14 protein-coding genes are annotated in these 18237 nt (G+C 66.2%); 4 read left to right on the top strand and 10 right to left on the bottom strand.

The window, feature by feature from the left end; genetic code table 11:
- Positions 1–67 precede the first annotated feature (67 nt).
- Positions 68–1105 carry an ABC transporter substrate-binding protein gene (locus NLR35_RS28340; RefSeq protein ID WP_257169835.1) on the bottom strand — a complete coding sequence of 346 codons (1038 nt, stop codon included), beginning with the start codon at positions 1103–1105 and terminating at the stop codon, positions 68–70.
- Between the two features lie 284 nt (positions 1106–1389).
- On the bottom strand, positions 1390–1965 hold the full coding sequence (locus tag NLR35_RS28345; RefSeq protein WP_257169836.1) for a DUF2975 domain-containing protein: 576 nt from the start codon (positions 1963–1965) through the stop codon (positions 1390–1392).
- 130 nt (positions 1966–2095) lie between these two features.
- On the opposite strand from NLR35_RS28345, the gene NLR35_RS28350 reads away from it, so the two are divergent.
- Positions 2096–2476, top strand: coding sequence for a chlorophyllide reductase (locus NLR35_RS28350; protein WP_257169837.1), 381 nt, complete (start codon positions 2096–2098; stop codon positions 2474–2476).
- A 62-nt stretch (positions 2477–2538) separates the two neighbouring features.
- On the opposite strand, the gene NLR35_RS28355 is transcribed toward NLR35_RS28350, so the two are convergent.
- The 3 genes from NLR35_RS28355 to NLR35_RS28365 all read right to left on the bottom strand — a co-directional run bounded on the left by NLR35_RS28355 (position 2539) and on the right by NLR35_RS28365 (position 7927).
- Positions 2539–2757, bottom strand: a complete 219-nt coding sequence (locus NLR35_RS28355; RefSeq protein WP_257169838.1) for a hypothetical protein — start codon at positions 2755–2757, stop codon at positions 2539–2541.
- A gap of 252 nt (positions 2758–3009) precedes the next feature.
- A complete protein-coding gene (locus NLR35_RS28360) occupies positions 3010–6192 on the bottom strand; it encodes an efflux RND transporter permease subunit (RefSeq protein WP_257169839.1) in 3183 nt (1060 codons plus the stop codon).
- Between the two features lie 499 nt (positions 6193–6691).
- Entirely contained in the window at positions 6692–7927 is a 1236-nt protein-coding gene (locus NLR35_RS28365; protein WP_257169840.1) for an efflux RND transporter periplasmic adaptor subunit, read from the bottom strand.
- A gap of 191 nt (positions 7928–8118) precedes the next feature.
- Between NLR35_RS28365 and NLR35_RS28370 the strand changes: the two genes are divergently transcribed.
- Together NLR35_RS28370 and NLR35_RS28375 are read left to right on the top strand one after the other, a co-directional pair.
- A complete protein-coding gene (locus NLR35_RS28370; RefSeq protein WP_257169841.1) occupies positions 8119–8736 on the top strand; it encodes a TetR/AcrR family transcriptional regulator in 618 nt (205 codons plus the stop codon).
- 120 nt (positions 8737–8856) lie between these two features.
- Positions 8857–10332, top strand: a complete 1476-nt coding sequence (locus NLR35_RS28375) for a M81 family metallopeptidase (RefSeq protein WP_257169842.1) — start codon at positions 8857–8859, stop codon at positions 10330–10332.
- Between the two features lie 429 nt (positions 10333–10761).
- Here the strand turns inward: NLR35_RS28375 and NLR35_RS28380 are convergent, their stop codons facing one another.
- Both NLR35_RS28380 and NLR35_RS28385 read right to left on the bottom strand, forming a co-directional pair.
- Entirely contained in the window at positions 10762–12399 is a 1638-nt protein-coding gene (locus tag NLR35_RS28380; RefSeq protein ID WP_257169843.1) for an MFS transporter, read from the bottom strand.
- Positions 12386–13516, bottom strand: a complete 1131-nt coding sequence (locus tag NLR35_RS28385; protein ID WP_257169844.1) for an HlyD family secretion protein — start codon at positions 13514–13516, stop codon at positions 12386–12388. The genes NLR35_RS28380 and NLR35_RS28385 overlap by 14 nt, the downstream gene beginning before the upstream one ends.
- Positions 13517–14030: 514 nt before the next feature.
- Between NLR35_RS28385 and galE the strand changes: the two genes are divergently transcribed.
- Entirely contained in the window at positions 14031–15026 is a 996-nt protein-coding gene (gene galE / locus NLR35_RS28390; protein WP_257169845.1) for a UDP-glucose 4-epimerase GalE, read from the top strand.
- Between the two features lie 37 nt (positions 15027–15063).
- Here the strand turns inward: galE and NLR35_RS28395 are convergent, their stop codons facing one another.
- The 3 genes from NLR35_RS28395 to trpS all read right to left on the bottom strand — a co-directional run bounded on the left by NLR35_RS28395 (position 15064) and on the right by trpS (position 18140).
- Positions 15064–15396 carry a hypothetical protein gene (locus NLR35_RS28395; protein ID WP_257169846.1) on the bottom strand — a complete coding sequence of 111 codons (333 nt, stop codon included), beginning with the start codon at positions 15394–15396 and terminating at the stop codon, positions 15064–15066.
- Positions 15397–15408: 12 nt separating this feature from the next.
- Positions 15409–16863 (bottom strand): dihydropyrimidinase, encoded by a 1455-nt coding sequence (gene hydA / locus NLR35_RS28400; protein WP_257169847.1) that lies wholly within the window; start codon positions 16861–16863, stop codon positions 15409–15411.
- A 257-nt stretch (positions 16864–17120) separates the two neighbouring features.
- Positions 17121–18140 (bottom strand): tryptophan--tRNA ligase, encoded by a 1020-nt coding sequence (trpS, locus tag NLR35_RS28405; protein WP_257169848.1) that lies wholly within the window; start codon positions 18138–18140, stop codon positions 17121–17123.
- Positions 18141–18237 lie beyond the last annotated feature (97 nt).

The raw sequence follows: 18237 nt of genomic DNA on the forward strand, positions 1-18237 counted from the left end.
GCCGGTACGCTTGCACGTGAGGCGGACGCGCGATGCGAGGATCGCGCGTTCAAGGCATTCGACGGCTTCAGCGCGCCAGCCAGGCGTTGAAGCGCTTCGACAGCTCTTCCGAATTGTCGGTCCAGAAGCCGACGTCGAGCGCGATCGCCTGCTTCAGATTGTCGGGCGTGGTCGGCAACTCCGCGGCGTACTTCTCCGGCACCAGCTTGGCGGCGGCGATGTTCGGCAGGCCGTAGGCGATGTATTCCGGCAGCTTGGCCTGGTTCTCGGCCTGGCTTGCGAACGCAATGAAGTTCATCGCGGCGTCCTTGTTCGGCGAGCCCTTCAGCACCACCCAGCTGTCGACCGCATAGATGCTGCCGGGAAAGACGAAGCCGAAATGCTTGCCTTCGGTACGGTTGATGGCCGTGATACGGCCGTTATAGACTGAGGTCATCGCGACCTGGCCTGATGACAGCAGCTGCAGCGGCTGCGCGCCGGCCTCCCACCAGACGATGTCGGATTTGAGCGCATCGAGCTTCTTGAAGGCGCGCTCGACGCCCTCCTTGGTCTTCAGCACCTTGTAGACGTCGGCCGCCGGCACGCCATCGGCCATCAGCGCGAATTCGAGCGTGTATTTGGCGCCCTTGCGGAGGCCGCGCTTGCCGGGGAACTTCGTCGTGTCCCAGAAATCCGCCCAGGTCTTCGGCCCGTCCTTGATCTTGTCGCCGTCGAACGCCATGCCCGTGGACCAGACGATGGCGCCGACGCCGCAATCGCTGACGCCGGCCGGGATGAAGCCGTCCTTGCCGCCGAGCTTGCTCCAGTCGATCTTCTCATAGATGCCGTCGCTGCAGCCGAGCTCGAGCTCCTCCGCCTCGACCTGCACCGCATCCCAGTTCGGCACGCCGGCCTTGACCTTGGCCTGCAGCACGCCGTAGCCGCCGTCCCAGCTCTCGTCGAGCACGGTGGCGCCGAGCTTGGCGGCGAACGGCTGGAAATAGATCTTGCGCTGCGCGTCCTGATAGTTGCCGCCCCAGGACACGACGGTGAGATCGCGCGCCTGGGCTGAGACGAGCAGGCCCACCATCGCGGCTGCGGCCACCAGCACCGTCTTCGACGCCATCGCAGCTGCACGTCTGGCAGTCCGATCCGTCGTGCTCGACACCGTGGCCGTCGTGGAGGTGGTCCGCAGAAAAAGCATGCTCGATCATCCGTCGCGCCTGAAAGGTTCAAAAAAGCTATCGGCTGGACCAAGCCGTGGCAAGCGCGAGTTTTGATCGTCACGTGATGCTATTTTGGCGCTAATGCACTGCATCAGTGGCGTTGCGGCGAAGCGTACACCCCTCACCTTGCCCTGTTTGAGCAGGGACAGGTTGGCCTCGGTCTGGGATCGGCGTGTCCCGTCCTTCAGACGAATTGTTTGTTCTCGTCGTCGATCTCCAGCGCTTCCGTCATCACCCAGGCGATGACTGCAACCGTTCCGGCGAAAATCAGCGCCATCAGCGTATCCGATCCCAAGCTCAGCGCGAGGGTCTTCGCTCCCGGCTGATTGTGGAAACTCAGGACGACGGACAGCGCTGCGCCGGCGAGCGGTTTCAAGAGGGCTGATGCCGCGACAGCGATCGCGAAGGCCTTGAGCTGTTGGATCGACTCTCCCGAGAAGATGCGGCCGGCGGCGAAGGCCTGGAAGCAGCGACGTCCGCTCAGGAGGCCCCAGATCAGCGTTCCCAGCGGGACCATGGCGATGCTGAACGCCAATGCCCGGGTGAAAAGGCCGATCTCGGTCAGGGGAGCGTTCGGAATTCCAGCCTGGCTGAACAGCGCGTGCGTGGGCGTCAAGGTCCAATACAGCACCATGGCCGCGGCGAGCAGTCCGGATGTGACGAGACAGCCCGCCGCCATCAGCTGGCTGAGCCGGCGAATGCGATCACTGCGTCTGTGGCGCGCGGCCGTCGTGCCGAACGTCTCTGCTACGTGCGTCATGGTCGAAGGGTCTCACTGTTGTCGGTCGCGCGACGATCTCCGCGACAGGAGTAGACTATGATCAAAAATTATCGTTTGACAATAATTTATTTTCGTAAGACAGATCGGCCGTCATCACAGGAGCCACTTCATGCCTCGTTGTCTGGCCAAACTCGCCATCACGCTTGTCGCCTTCGTGTCCGCTGTTGCGACGACGTCCCCCTCCACCGCCGCGCCATCAACCTCCCGCGGCCTGATATCGGTCGCCCAGGTGGTTCAGATGCTGGAGAAGGCGCCGACGGACCGCACGGCCCAGCAGGTTCTCACCGCCTATCTTGCCGGCGTCGGCGAGGCCGCCGGCGCAGTCGCCAGCATGGGGCGCGCCACCTGCCGGACGTCGTTGAACTTGAGCACCGCTGATGTCGGCCAGGCGCTGAGCTCCGCTGCCGCAGGGCAGGCCGCGGCGGAAACGCCGGCAACGCCTTTGATCGTCAGGGACATGCTCGATCGGGCAGGCTGCAAGCGCCCATGAGCCGCCCGGGTGCAGCAACCACTATGGCCGGCCAATGACAGCGCGGCACGGCGGCGCGCCGACTACAGGCCGGCGCCGCAGCCATCGCGCTCCGGGCAGATCTGCGAGAGCGACGGATCACACGCCGAATTGTCGACGACGAGGCCGACTGCCGGACGTGAGCCGGCGGCAGTGTTGCCAGGGCCGGCGAGACCGCGAAATGCACGATGCGCGCCGATGCGCTGAAAACCCTCGGCCGTCCTCATCAGCCTGGCTGCGACCATTTGATTCAAAAAATCCATGTTGCAACTCCTAATGTCAAATGACCCGGCGGCCTGGTGCGGGACAGGCCGCCGGGTCGGCGCAACGTGCTGGAGTTGGCGTCCTCCATCGCGCTACGCTGGTCTGTGATCCAGTTCACATCTCACGAAAATTGATCGTGCCCCGGATCATCGGTGGAAGCGTGATGAGGACGCCAATCGTCACTTGCCTGTACGGTACAAGAGACGATCGCGTTTCTCCGTGTCCGACATCACGCCTGTTCACATCGGCGTTTACTCCGCAGGTTGGGCCGCCACCGTGCCGTGGCCGCCATGCTGGGTGAGCGGCTTCATCCCGGTCAGCGTCCGCAGCAGCACGTAGAACACGGGCGTCAGGAACAGGCCGAACACGGTGACCCCGATCATGCCGGAGAACACCGCGACACCCATCGCCCGCCGCATCTCCGAGCCTGCGCCGGTCGACAGCACCAGCGGCAGCACGCCCATGATGAACGCCATCGACGTCATCAGGATCGGCCGCAGCCGCAGGCGGCTGGCCTCGATCGCCGCGCGGAGCGGCGTGCGTCCGGCGAACTCGAGCTCGCGCGCGAATTCGACGATCAGGATCGCGTTCTTGGCGGAGAGGCCGACGAGCACGATCAGGCCGATCTGGGTGAAGATGTTGTTGTCGCCCTTCGAGATGTAGACGCCGGCCATCGCCGCCAGCAGCGCCATCGGCACGATCATCAGGATCGCCAGCGGCAGGGTCAGGCTCTCGTAGAGCGCGGCCAGCACCAGGAACACCAGGAGGATCGCGAGCGGGAAGACCCACAGTCCGGAGTTGCCGGCGATGAACTCCTGGTAGGTCAGGTCGGTCCATTCGAAGGCGAAGCCGGGCGGCAGCACTTCCGCGGCGATCTTCTCGGCCGCCGCCTGCGCCTGGCCCGAGGAGAAGCCGGGCGCCGCTGCGGCGTTGATGTCCGACGACAGGAAGCCGTTGTAGCGGATGGCGCGCTCGGGGCCGGCGCTCTGGCGGATGTTGAGCAGCGCCGACAGCGGCACCATCTCGCCGGACGATGAGCGGACCTTGAGCTGGCGGATGTCGTCGGCGCGGGCACGGAACGGCGCGTCGGCCTGCACGCGCACCGAATAGGTGCGGCCGAACTTGTTGAAGTCGTTCACGTAGTAGGAGCCGAGGTAGATCTGCAGCGTGTTGAACACCTCCGTAACGGGCACCCCGAGCTGCAGCGCCTTGGTGCGGTCGATGTCGGCGAACAGCTGCGGCACGTTGACCTGGAAGCTGGAGAACGCGCCGGCAATCTCCGGCGACTTCTGCAAGGCGCCCATGAAAGCGGTGGTGACGTCGTTGAGTGCGTCGTAGCCGCGGCCGGCGCGATCCTCGATCTGCAGCTTGAAGCCGCCGATCGTGCCCAAGCCGTTGACCGGCGGCGGCGGGAACATCGCGATGAAGGCGTCCTGGATGCCGGCATATTTCTTGTTGAGCTGCATGGCGATCGCGCCACCCGACAGCGACGGATCCTTGCGCTCGTCGAACGGCTTCAGCCCGGAGAACACGATGCCGGCGTTGGAGGAATTGGTGAAGCCGGAGATCGACAGGCCGGGAAAGGCGATCGAGCTCTCGACGCCGGGCTGCGTCAGCGCGATGTCGCTCATCTTTCGGATCACCTCCTCGGAACGGTCGAGCGTGGCGCCGTCGGGCAGGCGGGCGAAGCCGACCAGATATTGCTTGTCCTGGCCCGGCACGAAGCCGCCCGGCACCTGCTTGAACAGGAAGGCGGTGGCACCGACCAGCAGCACGTAGAGGATCATGACGGCGGCCTTGCCGCCGATCACCCTGGAAACGCTGCCGCTGTAATTGTCGGAAGCGCGGACGAAGGCGCGGTTGAAGCCGCGGAAGAACCAGCCGAGCGAACGGTCGAGGACGCGGGTGAGGCGGTCCTTCGGGTCGTGGTGGCCCTTGAGCAGCAGCGCCGACAGCGCCGGCGACAGGGTCAGCGAGTTCACGGCGGAGATCACGGTGGAGATCGCAATCGTCAGCGCGAACTGCTTGTAGAACTGACCCGTCAGGCCGGAGATGAAGGCGAGCGGCACGAACACGGCGACCAGCACCAGCGCGATCGCGATGATCGGGCCGGACACCTCGCGCATCGCCTGATAGGTGGCGTCGCGCGGCGACAATCCGCTCTCGATGTTGCGCTCGACGTTCTCGACCACCACGATGGCGTCGTCGACGACGATGCCGATCGCGAGCACCAGGCCGAACAGGCTGAGCGCGTTGATCGAGAAGCCGAACAGATGCATCACCGCGAAGGTGCCGACGATGGAGACAGGGACGGCAAGCAGCGGGATGATCGAGGCGCGCCAGGTCTGCAGGAACAGGATGACCACGATGACGACCAGCACGATGGCCTCGAACAGCGTGTGCACCACGGCCTCGATCGAGGAGCGCACGAACTGGGTCGGGTCGTAGACGATGTGATACTCGACGCCTTCCGGCATCGTCTTGGCGATCTCGGCCATGGTGGCGCGGACGTTGTCGGAGATCTGCAGCGCGTTGGAGCCGGGCGCCTGGAAGATCGGGATCGCCACCGCCTGCTTGTTGTCGAGCAGCGAGCGCAGGCCGTATTCGGAGGCGCCGAGCTCGATGCGCGCGACGTCGCGCAGCCGCGTGACCTCGCCATGCGCGCCCGTCTTGACGACGATATCGGCGAACTGATCTTCGTTGGAAAGACGGCCCTCGGCATTGACCGAGAGCTGGAGGTCCAGCCCCTTGACGCTCGGCGACGCGCCGACCACGCCGGCGGCGGCTTCGACGTTCTGCGCCTGAATCGCCTTGACGACGTCGGACGCCGACAGGCCATGCTCGGCCGCCTTCTGCGGATCGACCCAGACCCGCATCGAATAGTCGCCGGCGCCGAACAGCTGCACGTCGCCGACGCCGTCGATGCGCGCGAGCCGGTCCTTGACGTTGAGCACCGCGTAGTTGCGCAAATAGGTCGTGTCGTAGCGGCCGTTCGGCGAGATCAGATGCACGACCATGGTGAGGTCGGGCGAGCTCTTCTTGGTGATGACGCCGAGCTGGCGCACCACGTTGGGCAGCCGCGGCTCGGCCTGCTGCACGCGGTTCTGCACCAGCTGCGTCGCCTTGTCCGGATCGGTGCCGAGCTTGAAGGTGACCGTCAGCGTCATCGCGCCGTCGGTGGTCGCCTGGCTGCTCATGTAGAGCATGTTCTCGACGCCGTTGATCTGCTCCTCGATCGGCGTCGCCACCGTCTCGGCGATCACCTTCGGATTGGCGCCGGGATAGGTGGCGCGCACCACGACGGAGGGCGGCACTACGTCGGGGTATTCCGAGATCGGCATGGAGAAGAGGGCGATGAGGCCGCCGAGGAAAATGAGCGTCGACAGCACGCCTGCGAAAATCGGCCGGTCGATGAAGAATTTGGAGAGGTTCATGGGAGGCCCCGTGGTCGGGAGAGGTAGGCTTATTTGGACGACGTTGTTAGTTGCAGGTAGCTTGTTGAAAGACTCAGCAGAGCGTCAGATGTGATCCCGCTATCGCCTTATCCCCGCTGTCGTCCCGGCGAACGCCGGTACCCATACCGCGGACGGCCAATTGGTGAAAAAGACTGCGTGTCATCTGTCTTTGTCGACAAGCTGGGCCGGTGGATATGGGTCCCGGCGTTCGCCGGGACGACGGCTGTGGGTAGCGTTGATGGCTGCGAATGATCACGAAGATCTCTGTGGCTTGTTGTTCAGTTAGCTGTCGTTCGCGCCGCCGCCTCAGCCCCGGTGTCGTCCCGGCGAACGCCGGGACCCATACCGCGGACGGCCAGTTGGTGAAAAAGACTGCGGGTCATCTGTCTTTGTCGACAAGTTGGGCCGGTGGTTATGGGTCCCGGCGTTCGCAGGGACGACAGCGGGGGTGGCGTTGGCAGCCGGGCTTCGATGATGATCAGCGCTGCGCCAGCTGTTTGTTGTCCGGCGCAGCCCCATCGCGCGCGCCCATCTCGGCGACCTGTGTCTTCAACAGCGCCCCCGGGCGCACCCGTTGCAAACCGTTGACGACCACGCGCTCCCCAGGCTTCAGCCCTGCCGAAATGATCCGCAAACCGTCGACACTCCCGCCGAGCGTCACCGGCCGGTACACCGCGCGCTCGTCGTCGCCGACGACCATGACGAATTTCTTGTCCTGGTCGGTGCCGATGGCGCGCTCGTCGAGCAGCACCAGGGATTGCTGCTGCGGCTGGCCCATGCGGACGCGGGCGAACTGGCCGGGGATCAAGGTGCCGTTCTCGTTCTTGAACACGGCACGGACGCGGATGGTGCCGGTCTGGCCCTGGACCTGGTTGTCGATCAGCTGGATGTGGCCCGACGCGGTGATGCCGCCCGACGTCGTCATCTCCACCGGGATGCGGTCGAGATTGCCGCGCTTGCCTGAGGCATCGGCCACGGCGGCAAGCGCCCGCAGCACGACATCCTCGGTGGCATCGAAGCTCGCATAGATCGGATTGACAGAGACCAGCGACGTCAGCACCGGCGAGGCCGAACCCGCGGCGACGAGATTGCCGACGGTCACTTCGATCCGGCCGACGCGGCCGTCCACCGGCGCGCGGACCTGCGTGTAGTCGAGATTGAGCTTGGCGGTCTGGAGCGTCGCCTCCGCCGCCTTGACGTTGGCGATCGCCTCGCGATTGCCGTTGTCGCGCTGGTCGTAGTCGCGCTTGGTGACGATGGAGTTGCCGACCAGCTGCGCGCCGCGCTCGAGCTCATTGGCGGCGAAGGATGCGCGCGCGCGGGCGGCTTCGAGCTGCGCCTGGGCGCGGTCGACCTCGGCGGCGTAGGGCGCGGGATCGATCTTGAACAGGACGTCGCCCGCCTTCACCAGCGAGCCCTCGGTGAAATTGGTGGCGAGGATGGCGCCGGCGACGCGGGGCCGGACCTCGACCCGCTCGACCGCTTCGAGCCGGCCGGAGAACTCGTCCCACAGGCTCGCCTTGCGCGGCTCGATGACGGAGACGGTCACGGGGACAGCCTGCTCCGGTGCTGCGGCGCGGGCGGCCTGCGGCACGGGGCTGACATGGAAATACTGCGAGCCGGCATAGGAGCCGGCGATCACCACGCCAGCGACGGCGGCGGTGCTCAACCACCGCTTCAGGCGGCGAGGGGAACTTGTCTCGGGCGAAGGCATTGTCGCGCTCCAGATTTGTAGTGCTCGCTACAAATGTGGCGCTGGCAACTCGTTCGCAAGAGACTTATGTAACGGATGCTACGAAAATCCTAGAGGGAACTTTGGCAACTGCGGCAGATCAAAGAAATGGCTAGGAATCGCAACTAGATAAGAAATGCACGGGGCGGAGACGAAAACAGGAGTTTTGCACGATGGGCATCGGACGGCCCCGGACTTTCGACCGCGACACTGCGCTGGACCAGGCGATGGAGGTGTTCTGGCGGCATGGCTATGAGGGCGCGACCATCGCCCAGCTCACCGACGCCATGGGCATCAACCCGCCCAGCCTGTATGCCGCCTTCGGCAGCAAGGAAGCGCTGCTCAAGGCTGCGCTCGACCGCTACACCCTCCGCCGGGAGGCCTGGATGGAGGAGGTGCTGGGTGCGCCGACCGCCCGCGAGGTCACCGCGCGGATGCTGATGGGCGTCGCCGAGAAGCAGACCGATCCATCCAACCCGCCCGGTTGTCTCCTGGTGCAGGGCGGCCTCGCCTGCGGCTCCGGTTCGTCCAATGTCCCGTTCGAGCTGGCCGCGCGCCGCGCCCAGACCGAGGAGCAGCTCCGGCATCGGTTCGAGCGCGCGAAGGACGAGGGCGATCTGGCTCCGAGTGCCGACCCCGCCGCGCTCGCGCGCTATGTCTCCGCGGTCATCACCGGCATGAGCGTGATGGCCTCCTCCGGTGCGGATCGTGAGGCGCTGACCCAGGTCGCGGTCGTCGCGATCAAGGCGATCGAGGATCAGTCGGTGCGCGCGCCCGTCCCGGCGAACTGATCGGCCTCATGCGCTGAGCGACGGGGCGCTCTGCCTTCGCGCTGTCTTGTGCTCTGGGAGGCGATGCGGTCCCCTGCGATCGCCTCATCGTCATCGCGCCAACTCAAGAGCCAATCCTCCATGCGTGTCTTCTCCGCCGCCCTCGCCACCGAGACCAACACTTTTGCGCCGATGCCGACGGGGCTCGCGACCTTTCATGAGCGCGCGTATTTCCCTGCCGGGACCCATCCGGACAAGATGCAGATGCATGGCGGGCCGCTCTGGGCGGCGCGGCAGGTCGGGCCGTCCAAGGGATGGACGCTGATCGAGGGGCTGGTGGCTGCGGCCGTGCCGAACGGGCTCGTCACGCGTAATGCGTTCGAAACCTTGCGTGACCAGATCCTCGCCGATCTCAAGGCCGCGTTGCCGATCGACATTGCGCTGATCGGCCTGCACGGCGCGATGATCGCCGACGGCTATGATGATTGCGAAGGCGAGCTGCTGTCGCGGATCCGCGAGATCGCTGGTCCCGACGTGGTGATCGGCGCGACGCTCGATCCGCACGTGCATATGAGCGAGCTGATGGTGAACAGCGCGGATCTCCTGATCTGCTGGAAGGAATATCCGCACACGGACATTCTCGAGCGCGCGCAGGATCTGGTGAAGCACTGCACCGAGCTGGCCGAGAAGCGGCTGAAGCTGCGTTCGGCGCTGGTCGACACCGACATGATCGTGACGCTCCACACCACGCGCGAGCCGGTGCGCAGCTTCGTCGACCGTATCACCGCGCTGGAAGGCAAGGACGGCATCGTCTCGGCCTCGATCGTGCACGGCTTCGGCTGGGGCGATACGCCCGACATGGGCACCAAGGTGCTGGTCTATAGCGATGCCGCCGTCGATCCTGATGGCGCCAAAGCGCAAGGCTTGGCGCGCAAGCTCGCGGACGAACTGATCGGCATGCGCGAAGCAGTGACCGAGCGCATGCCCCGGGTCGATGCCGCGCTCGACCAGGCGCTGGCGAAGGACGGCACCATCGTGCTCGGCGATGCCAGCGATAATCCCGGCGGCGGCGCGCCCGGCGATTCCACCTTCATCCTGCGTCGCGTGCTCGACCGGAAGATCGAGAACGTCTGCGTCGGCCCGATGTGGGACCCGATCGCGGTGCGCATTGCCTTCGATGCCGGCGTCGGCGCTCACCTGCCGTTGCGGATCGGCGGCAAGATCGGCCCGCTGTCCGGCGATCCGGTCGATGCGACCTGGGAGATCAAGGCGCTGAAGGAGAACATGGTGATGACCGGGCTCGCCGGCACGCCGGCCAAGCTCGGCGATTGCGCGCTGATCGCGAGCAATGGCGTCGAGGTCGTCATCACCACCTTCCGCTGCCAGGCGTTCGGGAAAGACTTCTTCACGCAGCTCGGCTGCGATCCTTCGACGCGCAAGCTCGTCGTGGTGAAATCGGCGCAGCACTTCCGCGCATCCTTCGCACCGATCGCAGCCGACATCATCATGGTCGATGCGCCCGGCGTCGTCGCGCGCGACGTGACGAAATTGCCCTACACCAAGATCAAGCGTCCGAAATGGCCGCTCGATGAGTTGCCGCAACCGTCGCGCGCATGATGTGCCAGAGTGCGACGCCGTCGACCGCGGCGTTAACGTTCGGAACGCGGCTTGAACGAACCGCGTCCGAATCAGCTGCGCATCACGGTATGGCGTTTGTTCACGCTAGATGTCGCGGCGCGCAGCAGCGACCTACGATATCCAGACGTTGCGATGGCAAGCTGCGTCCCGCCCGGGCGTCAAACGGTTAATTCGGCGGACCGCCGCTCGCATGGGACGATGTCTCATCGTGCGACGCTGCGGATGGCGACGTTAACGTTCGGAACGCGGCCGGAACGAACCGCGTCCGAATCGGCCTGGACTCACGGTTTGGACTCTGTTCACGGCTAGATGTCGTGGATCTCCGACAAAGAGCGCAACATGCAGCCGAGGCGCGCGTCCCGCGCGGCTCGATATCGCTCGAAAGGTTAAAGGTCGCGACGGAGACGCTTACGTCGTCGATGATCCGAACCGCCGCATCCACGCGGCGCGCAAGCCGAGGGGCGTCGGCGAGAACGGGCCGGGCGGTGCGCGCGTGATCAGGGCAAGCAGCGCCAGCGCGGCGATGGCGAGCCAGAAGCACAGCCAGAACGCATCAAGATAGGCCAGCACATTGGCCTCGCGCTGGACTTGCGCCGCCAGCGTGCCGACGGCGCGGGCCTTGGCCTGTGCACCGCCGTGACTGGCGAAATAGCCGGTGAGCCGCTGCAGCGCGCGGGCGACGTCGACATCGCCGCTCTGGATGTTGAGGCCGAGATAGGCCGAATGCACCTGCTCGCGCACGCGCAGCCACGTCCCCATCAGCGCGACGCCGATCTCGGCGCCGCCGAGCCGCATGATCTGGATGTAGGCGGCGAACGACGTCGCGCGCGCCGGATCGGAGTTCGACAGCGCGAGGATGATGATCGGCAATAATGTCAGGGCCTGCCCGATCGATTGCAGCACGACGATGCCGATGAAGTCTTCGCGCGCCCAGGCGTGGGTGAGCTGCGTGCCCATCAGATTGGCCGCCGCGAACGCGCTCAAGCCGAGCACGACGACGATGCGCGGATCGAAATGGCGCAGCATCCAGATCGACAGCGGCACCAGCACGATCATCGGCAGCGCGCCGTAGAACAAGAGCAGCGAGCCGCTCTGCTCGGGCCGCAGCTGCGTGATCGTGGCGAGGAAGTTCGGCACCAGCGACGCGTTCGACAGGCTGGTCAGCGTGTACAGCAGGATCACCGCCAGCGAGAGCCCGATGTTGCGCGAGAACAGCACGTTGAAATGCGCCCAGGGCTGTGGGGCCAGCGCTTCATTGATGAGGAACAGGACGAACAGCACGGCGCCGCCCGCCAGCAGCGCGGCGACCGTGCCCGACTGCAGCCAGTCGAGCCGGTTGCCCTGGTCCAGTCCGGCATAGATCATCGCCACCGCGCTGCCGAGCAGCAGCATGCCGCCCCAATCGGCCTTCTCGAGCAGCGCGCGATTGACCGGCTCGGCGGGGGTGCCGAGATAGACCATCAAGGTCATCAGCGGCGCCAGCACGACGCCCTGCCAATACAGCCACTGCCAGCCGAGATGCTCGACATAGAAGCCGACCAGCGAGGTCGACGTGTCCAGCGCGAAGCCGACACGGATCGAATAGATCGAGATCGCCGGCAGCCACCAGCGGATCGGCAGGTTGCGGAAGACGATCATCAAGGTCGCCGGCACGAAGGTGCCGAGCAGCATGCCGTGGATGATCGCGAGCACGATCAGGGTCGGATAGTCGTGCACGAAGGGGATGATCAGCGACACCACGGCGTAAATCAGGCTGGGAATGCCGAGCACGCGGCGCAGGCCGAACACGGTCGCGAGCCACGCCACCGCCGGCGCGATCAGGATCTGCGAGCCGATCGCGGCGGTGGACAGCCAGGCGCCCTCGTCGAAGCCGAGCGAGAACGCGCCGCGCAGGTCGGGCAGGCCGACGGAGGTCAGCCGGCTGTCGAAATTCGCCAGGAACGATCCGAGCAGCACGGCGCCGACCGCGAACAGCGGATGCGCGGCCTGGCCGCCGCGCGACAGCGGCCCGCGATCGGTCGCGCTGATATTCTCACTTGCCGCCATCGGCCGCGCCTGCGGTGCGGATATGGGTCACCACCGACATGCCTGGCAGCAACCTCACCAGCAGCGGCTGGTTGGCGTCGAGCGCGATGCGCACCGGAATGCGCTGCACGACCTTTGTGAAATTGCCGGTGGCGTTGTCGGGCGGCAGCAGTGCGAATTGCGAGCCGGAGGCCGGCGCGATGCGCTCGACCCGGCCGTGAAGCGTCTCGCCGGGGAAGGAGTCGACGGTGACGTCGACCGGCTGGCCGGGCGCGACATGCGTGAGCTGCGTCTCCTTGTAGTTGGCGATCACGAACACCTGCGGCAGCGGCACCACGGCGATCAGGCTGCTGCCGATGTTGACGTAGTCGCCGGTCTGCACCTGGCGCTGGCCGACGACCCCGTCGAACGGCGCGGTGATCCTGGTGTAGCCGAGCTTGAGGCGGGCCGCGGCAAGCGCCGCCTTGGCGCCGGCGAGGTCGGCGCCGCGCTGCTTCTTGGTGCCGGTCAACACCTCCAGCTGATGACGCTGGGCGGCGATCACGGCGCGGCTGGCGCGCACGTCGGCCTGCGCCTTGGCATAGGCGGCCGTGGCCTGCTCGAGCCGCTGCTTGGTGCCGGCCTCGCTCTGCGAAAGCGATTGCTGGCGTTCTTCCTCCTGCCGGGCCTGCACCTCGGCGGCGCCCGCAGAGACCTGCTGCGCTTCGGCCTGCGCAATGGTCGCGTATTGCAGCTCGACCTGGTTGCTGAGGTTGTCCAGCGCGGCCTGCGCGGCTTCGACATTGGCCTCGGCCTGCGAGACCTGGGCCTGGTAGTCGGCCGGGTCGATCTGCACCAGGAGGTCGCCGGCCTTGACCTGTTGGAAATCGCTGACTGCGACCTTCAGCACCTCGCCGGCGACCCGGCTCGACAGCTGGGTCAGGTCGGCTCGGACATAGGCGTCATTGGTCGACTGGGTCGTGGCGTTGCCGGTCCAGGCATTCCAGCGGCTGGTCGCGAGCGCCACGAAGGCCAGCGCGACGATCACGGCCAGCAGGGGAATGGCAAGGCGCGCCCACAGGCCCGGCGATGCGGCGGGCGAGGGCGAGGGTGGCGCCGCGCGGGACGCCGGATCGACGCTGCTCGGTATTTCACTCAAGACACGCCTCCATCGCCCGACATTCGCCGCGGCACCAGTCGTAACCCATTCTGCGGATCATGCCACCTGGACTCCCGGGCGAGGAGATATGCATTCGCAGGTCGTGGACATTCGGCGCGGTCAAAGGAACCCGTGCCTGGCACGGCGCGGGCCTGATGTCCCGGAATGCGACGCTGATGGCGCCGACGTTAACCGACAGAACGCGGCTGGAACGAACCGCGTCCGAATCAGCCGCGAATCACGGTTTGAAATCTGTTCACGGCTAGATGTCGCCGTTATCAGCAAGGTCCCGACAACATGCAGCATCCCGTGCGCGCGCCGCGCGATGGCGTTGACGCGCGGAGGTTAACGACGCGCCGGTCGCGCGATGAGGTGCTCCGCAAGCATCGCGTGTCGCGGACGGCATCACTGCGACCAGTTGCATTTGCCTCACCTGCAGCGTCGACCTATGCTTCCGTGCGTTCTGCGTTCGGGCTCTGCCTTTTCACTCTCCAGGACGAAAGCATTCGGACGCATGGCAACAAGGGGCGCGCTTCTGATTGCCGGCGGCGCCGGCTATATCGGCGCTCATTGCTGCAAGGCGGTCGCCGAAGCCGGCTTCGTCCCGGTCTGCTATGACGACCTGTCCACGGGCCATCGCAGCTTCGTGCAATGGGGGCCGTTCGTCTCAGGCGACATCGCCGACAGCGGCAAGGTGGCGGACACCATCCGCCGCTACGACGTCCAGGCGGTGATGCACTTCGCGGCCTCGAGCGCGATCGGTCAATCCATCGTCGATCCGCAGACCTATTATCGCAACAACGTCACCGGCGCGCTGGGTCTGCTGCAGGGCATGCGCGAGGCCGGCTGCTCGTCGATCGTGCTGTCCTCGACCGGCGCCGTCTATGGCGAGGCCGGGCGCGATCCGATTCCTGAAGGCGCGGCCGGACCGGCCATCAATCCCTACGGCCGCTCCAAATACATGATCGAGCAGATCCTGACCGACTACTGCACCGCCTACGGCTTCTCGGCCAGTGTCCTGCGCTATTTCAACGCCAGCGGCGCCGCCGTAGAGCGCCGGATCGGCGAGCTGCGCGACCGCGAGACGCATCTCATCCCGCGCGCGCTGATGGCGATCCTCGGCCATGTCACGGATTTCGCGATCTTCGGCACCGACTACGACACGCCTGATGGAACCGCGGTGCGCGACTACATCCATGTTGATGATCTCGCCGACGCGCATATCGCCGCGCTGGAGCGGTTGCTCGGCGGCAAGGCCGGCGGCACCTATAATCTCGGCACCGGCGGCGGTCATTCGGTGCGCGAGGTCGTCGATGCGATCCGTCGCGAGACCGGCGAGCAGGTGCCACTGGTGTATCGCGCGCGCCGGGCCGGCGATCCACCGGTGCTGGTCGCCGATCCCCGTCTTGCCCGGCAGGAGCTCGGCTTCATGGCGCGTCGCTCGGATCTCGGCACGATCATCCGCTCGGCCTGGGCCTGGCACCAGACCGCGCATCCGCGCATCGTGTGAGCGGCGCGTCGTCGAAGAGGGCGTTGCGCGAGAGCGGCTAGGCCGCCGCCGGCGGCGTATGCGCGAATGCGTCCATCAGCATCAGCTCCACGTGCTCATCTTCCATCGACCAGCGGCCGATCTCGGCGCCGTCGCGGAAGAAGTGGATGCTGTGGACCGGTGAGCGGACGTCGTCGCCGCGAATCATCCGGAGCAGGGTCTGCGCCACGCGGCAATGATCGCCGGGCAGCCTGAGATCGAAGAATGCGTCGCCATAGCCCGGCAGCGGAGTGCCGGCCGAATCGCGAACTTCCATGCGCAACTGTGCCATACTCGCATTCAACGACAGTAACGGTTTCCGCCCGGTAAATGCCGCCGGGTCGCGCATCATTTGAAGCGGCCATCATGGCGTGATCATGTCGCGCGCGACGCCTTCAGGCGCGGTGATCTCCTTCCACGTGGAATTGGCGACATGCACCGGCGGGAAGGCGGCCCGCTCGACATAGCGGCCGTCGCCGGCCTCTGCACGCAGCTCGCCGTCGCGCCAGGCGATGCGGCCACGCGAGACGGTGACGGCCGGCCCGCCGGCGCAGCTGAAGCCTTCGAACACGTTGTAGTCGATGCGGCTGACCTGGCGGCTCGCGCTGATCGTCTTGTGCGCGGCTGGATCCCACACCACGAGGTCGGCGTCGGAGCCGGCCATCACCGCGCCCTTGCGCGGGAAGATGTTGAGGATGCGCGCGATGTTTGCCGAGGTGACCGCGACGAACTCCTCCTTCGTCAGCCGCCCGGTGCCGACGCCCGCGCTCCACAGCAGCGGCATGCGGTCCTCGAGCCCACCGGTGCCGTTCGGAATCTTGCGGAAGTCACCGCGGCCGAGCCGTTTCTGCGCCAGCGTGAAGGCGCAATGGTCGGTCGCGACCACCTGCAGCGAGCCGGATTGCAGTCCCGCCCACAGGCTGTCCTGGTGCGCCTTGTCGCGGAACGGCGGCGACATCACGCAGGCCGCGGCCTGGTCCCAGTCTTTGGCGCGATACTCGCTGTCGTCGAGCAGGAGATGCTGGATCAGCGGCTCGCCATAGACGCGCTGGCCGGCGGCGCGGGCGCGCGCGATCGCCTCATGCGACTGGCGGCAGCTGGTGTGCACGACATAGAGCGGCGCCCCGGTCATGTCGGCGATCATGATGGCGCGGCTGGTCGCCTCGCCCTCGACTTCCGGCGGCCGCGAGAAGGCGTGGCCCTCCGGCCCATCGATGCCGCGCGCCAGCATCGCCTCCTGCATCCGCGCAACGACGTCGCCGTTCTCGGCATGGACCAGCGGCATGGCGCCGAGCTCGGCGCAGCGCGCGAACGAGTTGTAGAGCTCGTCGTCGTCCACCATCAGCGCGCCCTTGTAGGCCATGAAGTGCTTGAAGGTGTTGATCCCGTAGGTTTTGACGACGACCTCCATCTCGTCGAACACCTGCTTCGACCAGGACGTCACGGCCATGTGGAAGCCGTAGTCGGCCGCCGCCTTTTCCGACTTCCGCCGCCAATCCTGATAGGCCGCGAGCATCGACTGGCCGGGATCGGGAATGCAGAAATCCACCACCATGGTGGTGCCGCCGGAGAGCCCCGCCTTGGTGCCCCATTCGAAATCGTCCGCCGACACCGTGCCCATGAAGCCGAGTTCGAGATGGGTGTGCGGATCGATGCCGCCCGGTATCACGTAGCAGCCGTCGGCGTCGATCACCTCGGCCGACAGCGGCGGCTCGATCGATGTGCCGACAGCGAGAATGGTGCCGCCCTGGATCAGGACATCGGCGCGCCGGGAATGATCGTGGTTCACCACCGTGCCGCCGCGGATGAACAATGACATGGATCGCCTCTCGCCCCGCGCATCGCCGGCAGCGTCCGTGCGCCGCCGCTGACGAATCTAGCGTGGCCGCACCGAGCTGCCCTGATGAAATTTTGACCAGGGAAGAGCGCTGATCGGGCAGGACCGACACCGGGGTCGGAACGGCACGGGAGCGCGGGCGACGCGAGCTTTCTCGGCGGCTGCCGGCGCCTCTTGCCGTTCAGCACCCTTGGTATCCTGTTTGGCACCCTATGCGTGCCGGTCACCATCCGGGACGGCTAATGCAGCGTGAACAGCCCCAGCGCGCGGCGCACGTCGCGTTGCGTGGTGTCGGTGATCGCGCGCGCTCGTTCCGTGCCGCGCCTGATCACCTCCAGGATATGGCCGGGATCATGGGCAAGCGCCGCGCGCCGCGCGCGGATCGGCGCGACCACCGCCTGCAGCACGTCCTCCAATCGCTTCTTCACGACGCTGTCGCCGAGGCCGCCGCTGACATAGCGGTCCTTGAGATCGGCGACGACGGCATGGTCGTCGTCGAACGCGTCGAGATAGGTGAAGACGACGTTGCCTTCGATCCGGCCAGGATCGGCGGCTCGAATGTGCAGGGGATCGGTGAACATGCGCCTGACGGCATCGCGGATCTGGTCTTCCGTAGCGGAGAGCGGAATCGTGTTGCCCTGCGACTTGCTCATCTTCGCCTTGCCGTCGATGCCCGGCAGGCGCCCGACGCTCGGAATGAGCGCCTGGGCCTCGGGCAGCACGTCTGCGCCCGCCTGGCGGTTGATGCGGCGGACGATCTCGTTGGTCTGCTCGATCAGCGGCGCCTGATCCTCGCCGACCGGCACGATGGTCGCCTTGAAGGCGGTGATATCGGCGGCCTGCGCGACGGGATAGCAGAGAAAGCCGGCCGGGATGTCGCGGCCGAAGCCGCGCGCCTGGATCTCGTCCTTGATCGTCGGATTTCGTTCGAGCCGCGCGACGGTGACGACGTTGGCGTAAAGGAGGGTGAGATCGGCCAGCGCCGGCAGATGTGACTGCAGGCAGATTGTCGTGCTGTCCGGGTCGATGCCGACGGCGAGATAGTCTGTCGCGATCTCCAGGATGCTCCGGCTCACCTTCGCCGGATCGTGCATATGGTCCGTCAGGGCCTGGGCATCCGCCAGCAGCAGGAACTGCTGATGCGTGGACTGCAGGGCGACGCGATTTCGCAGCGAGCCGACATAATGGCCGAGGTGCAGGGGGCCGGTGGGTCTGTCACCGGTGAGGATGATGGGGCGTTCGGGCAGCGATAGTGGCATCGGAGTTCTCCAGGGGTGAGAACCGCCGCTCGATCGGGCTCTTCGATGCTGTTTGATGACAAGACCGCGTCGCAAGCCGATGAACGGCGGCAACGGG

It is taken from the genome of Bradyrhizobium sp. SRS-191 (assembly GCF_024586915.1).
Lineage (GTDB): Bacteria > Pseudomonadota > Alphaproteobacteria > Rhizobiales > Xanthobacteraceae > Bradyrhizobium.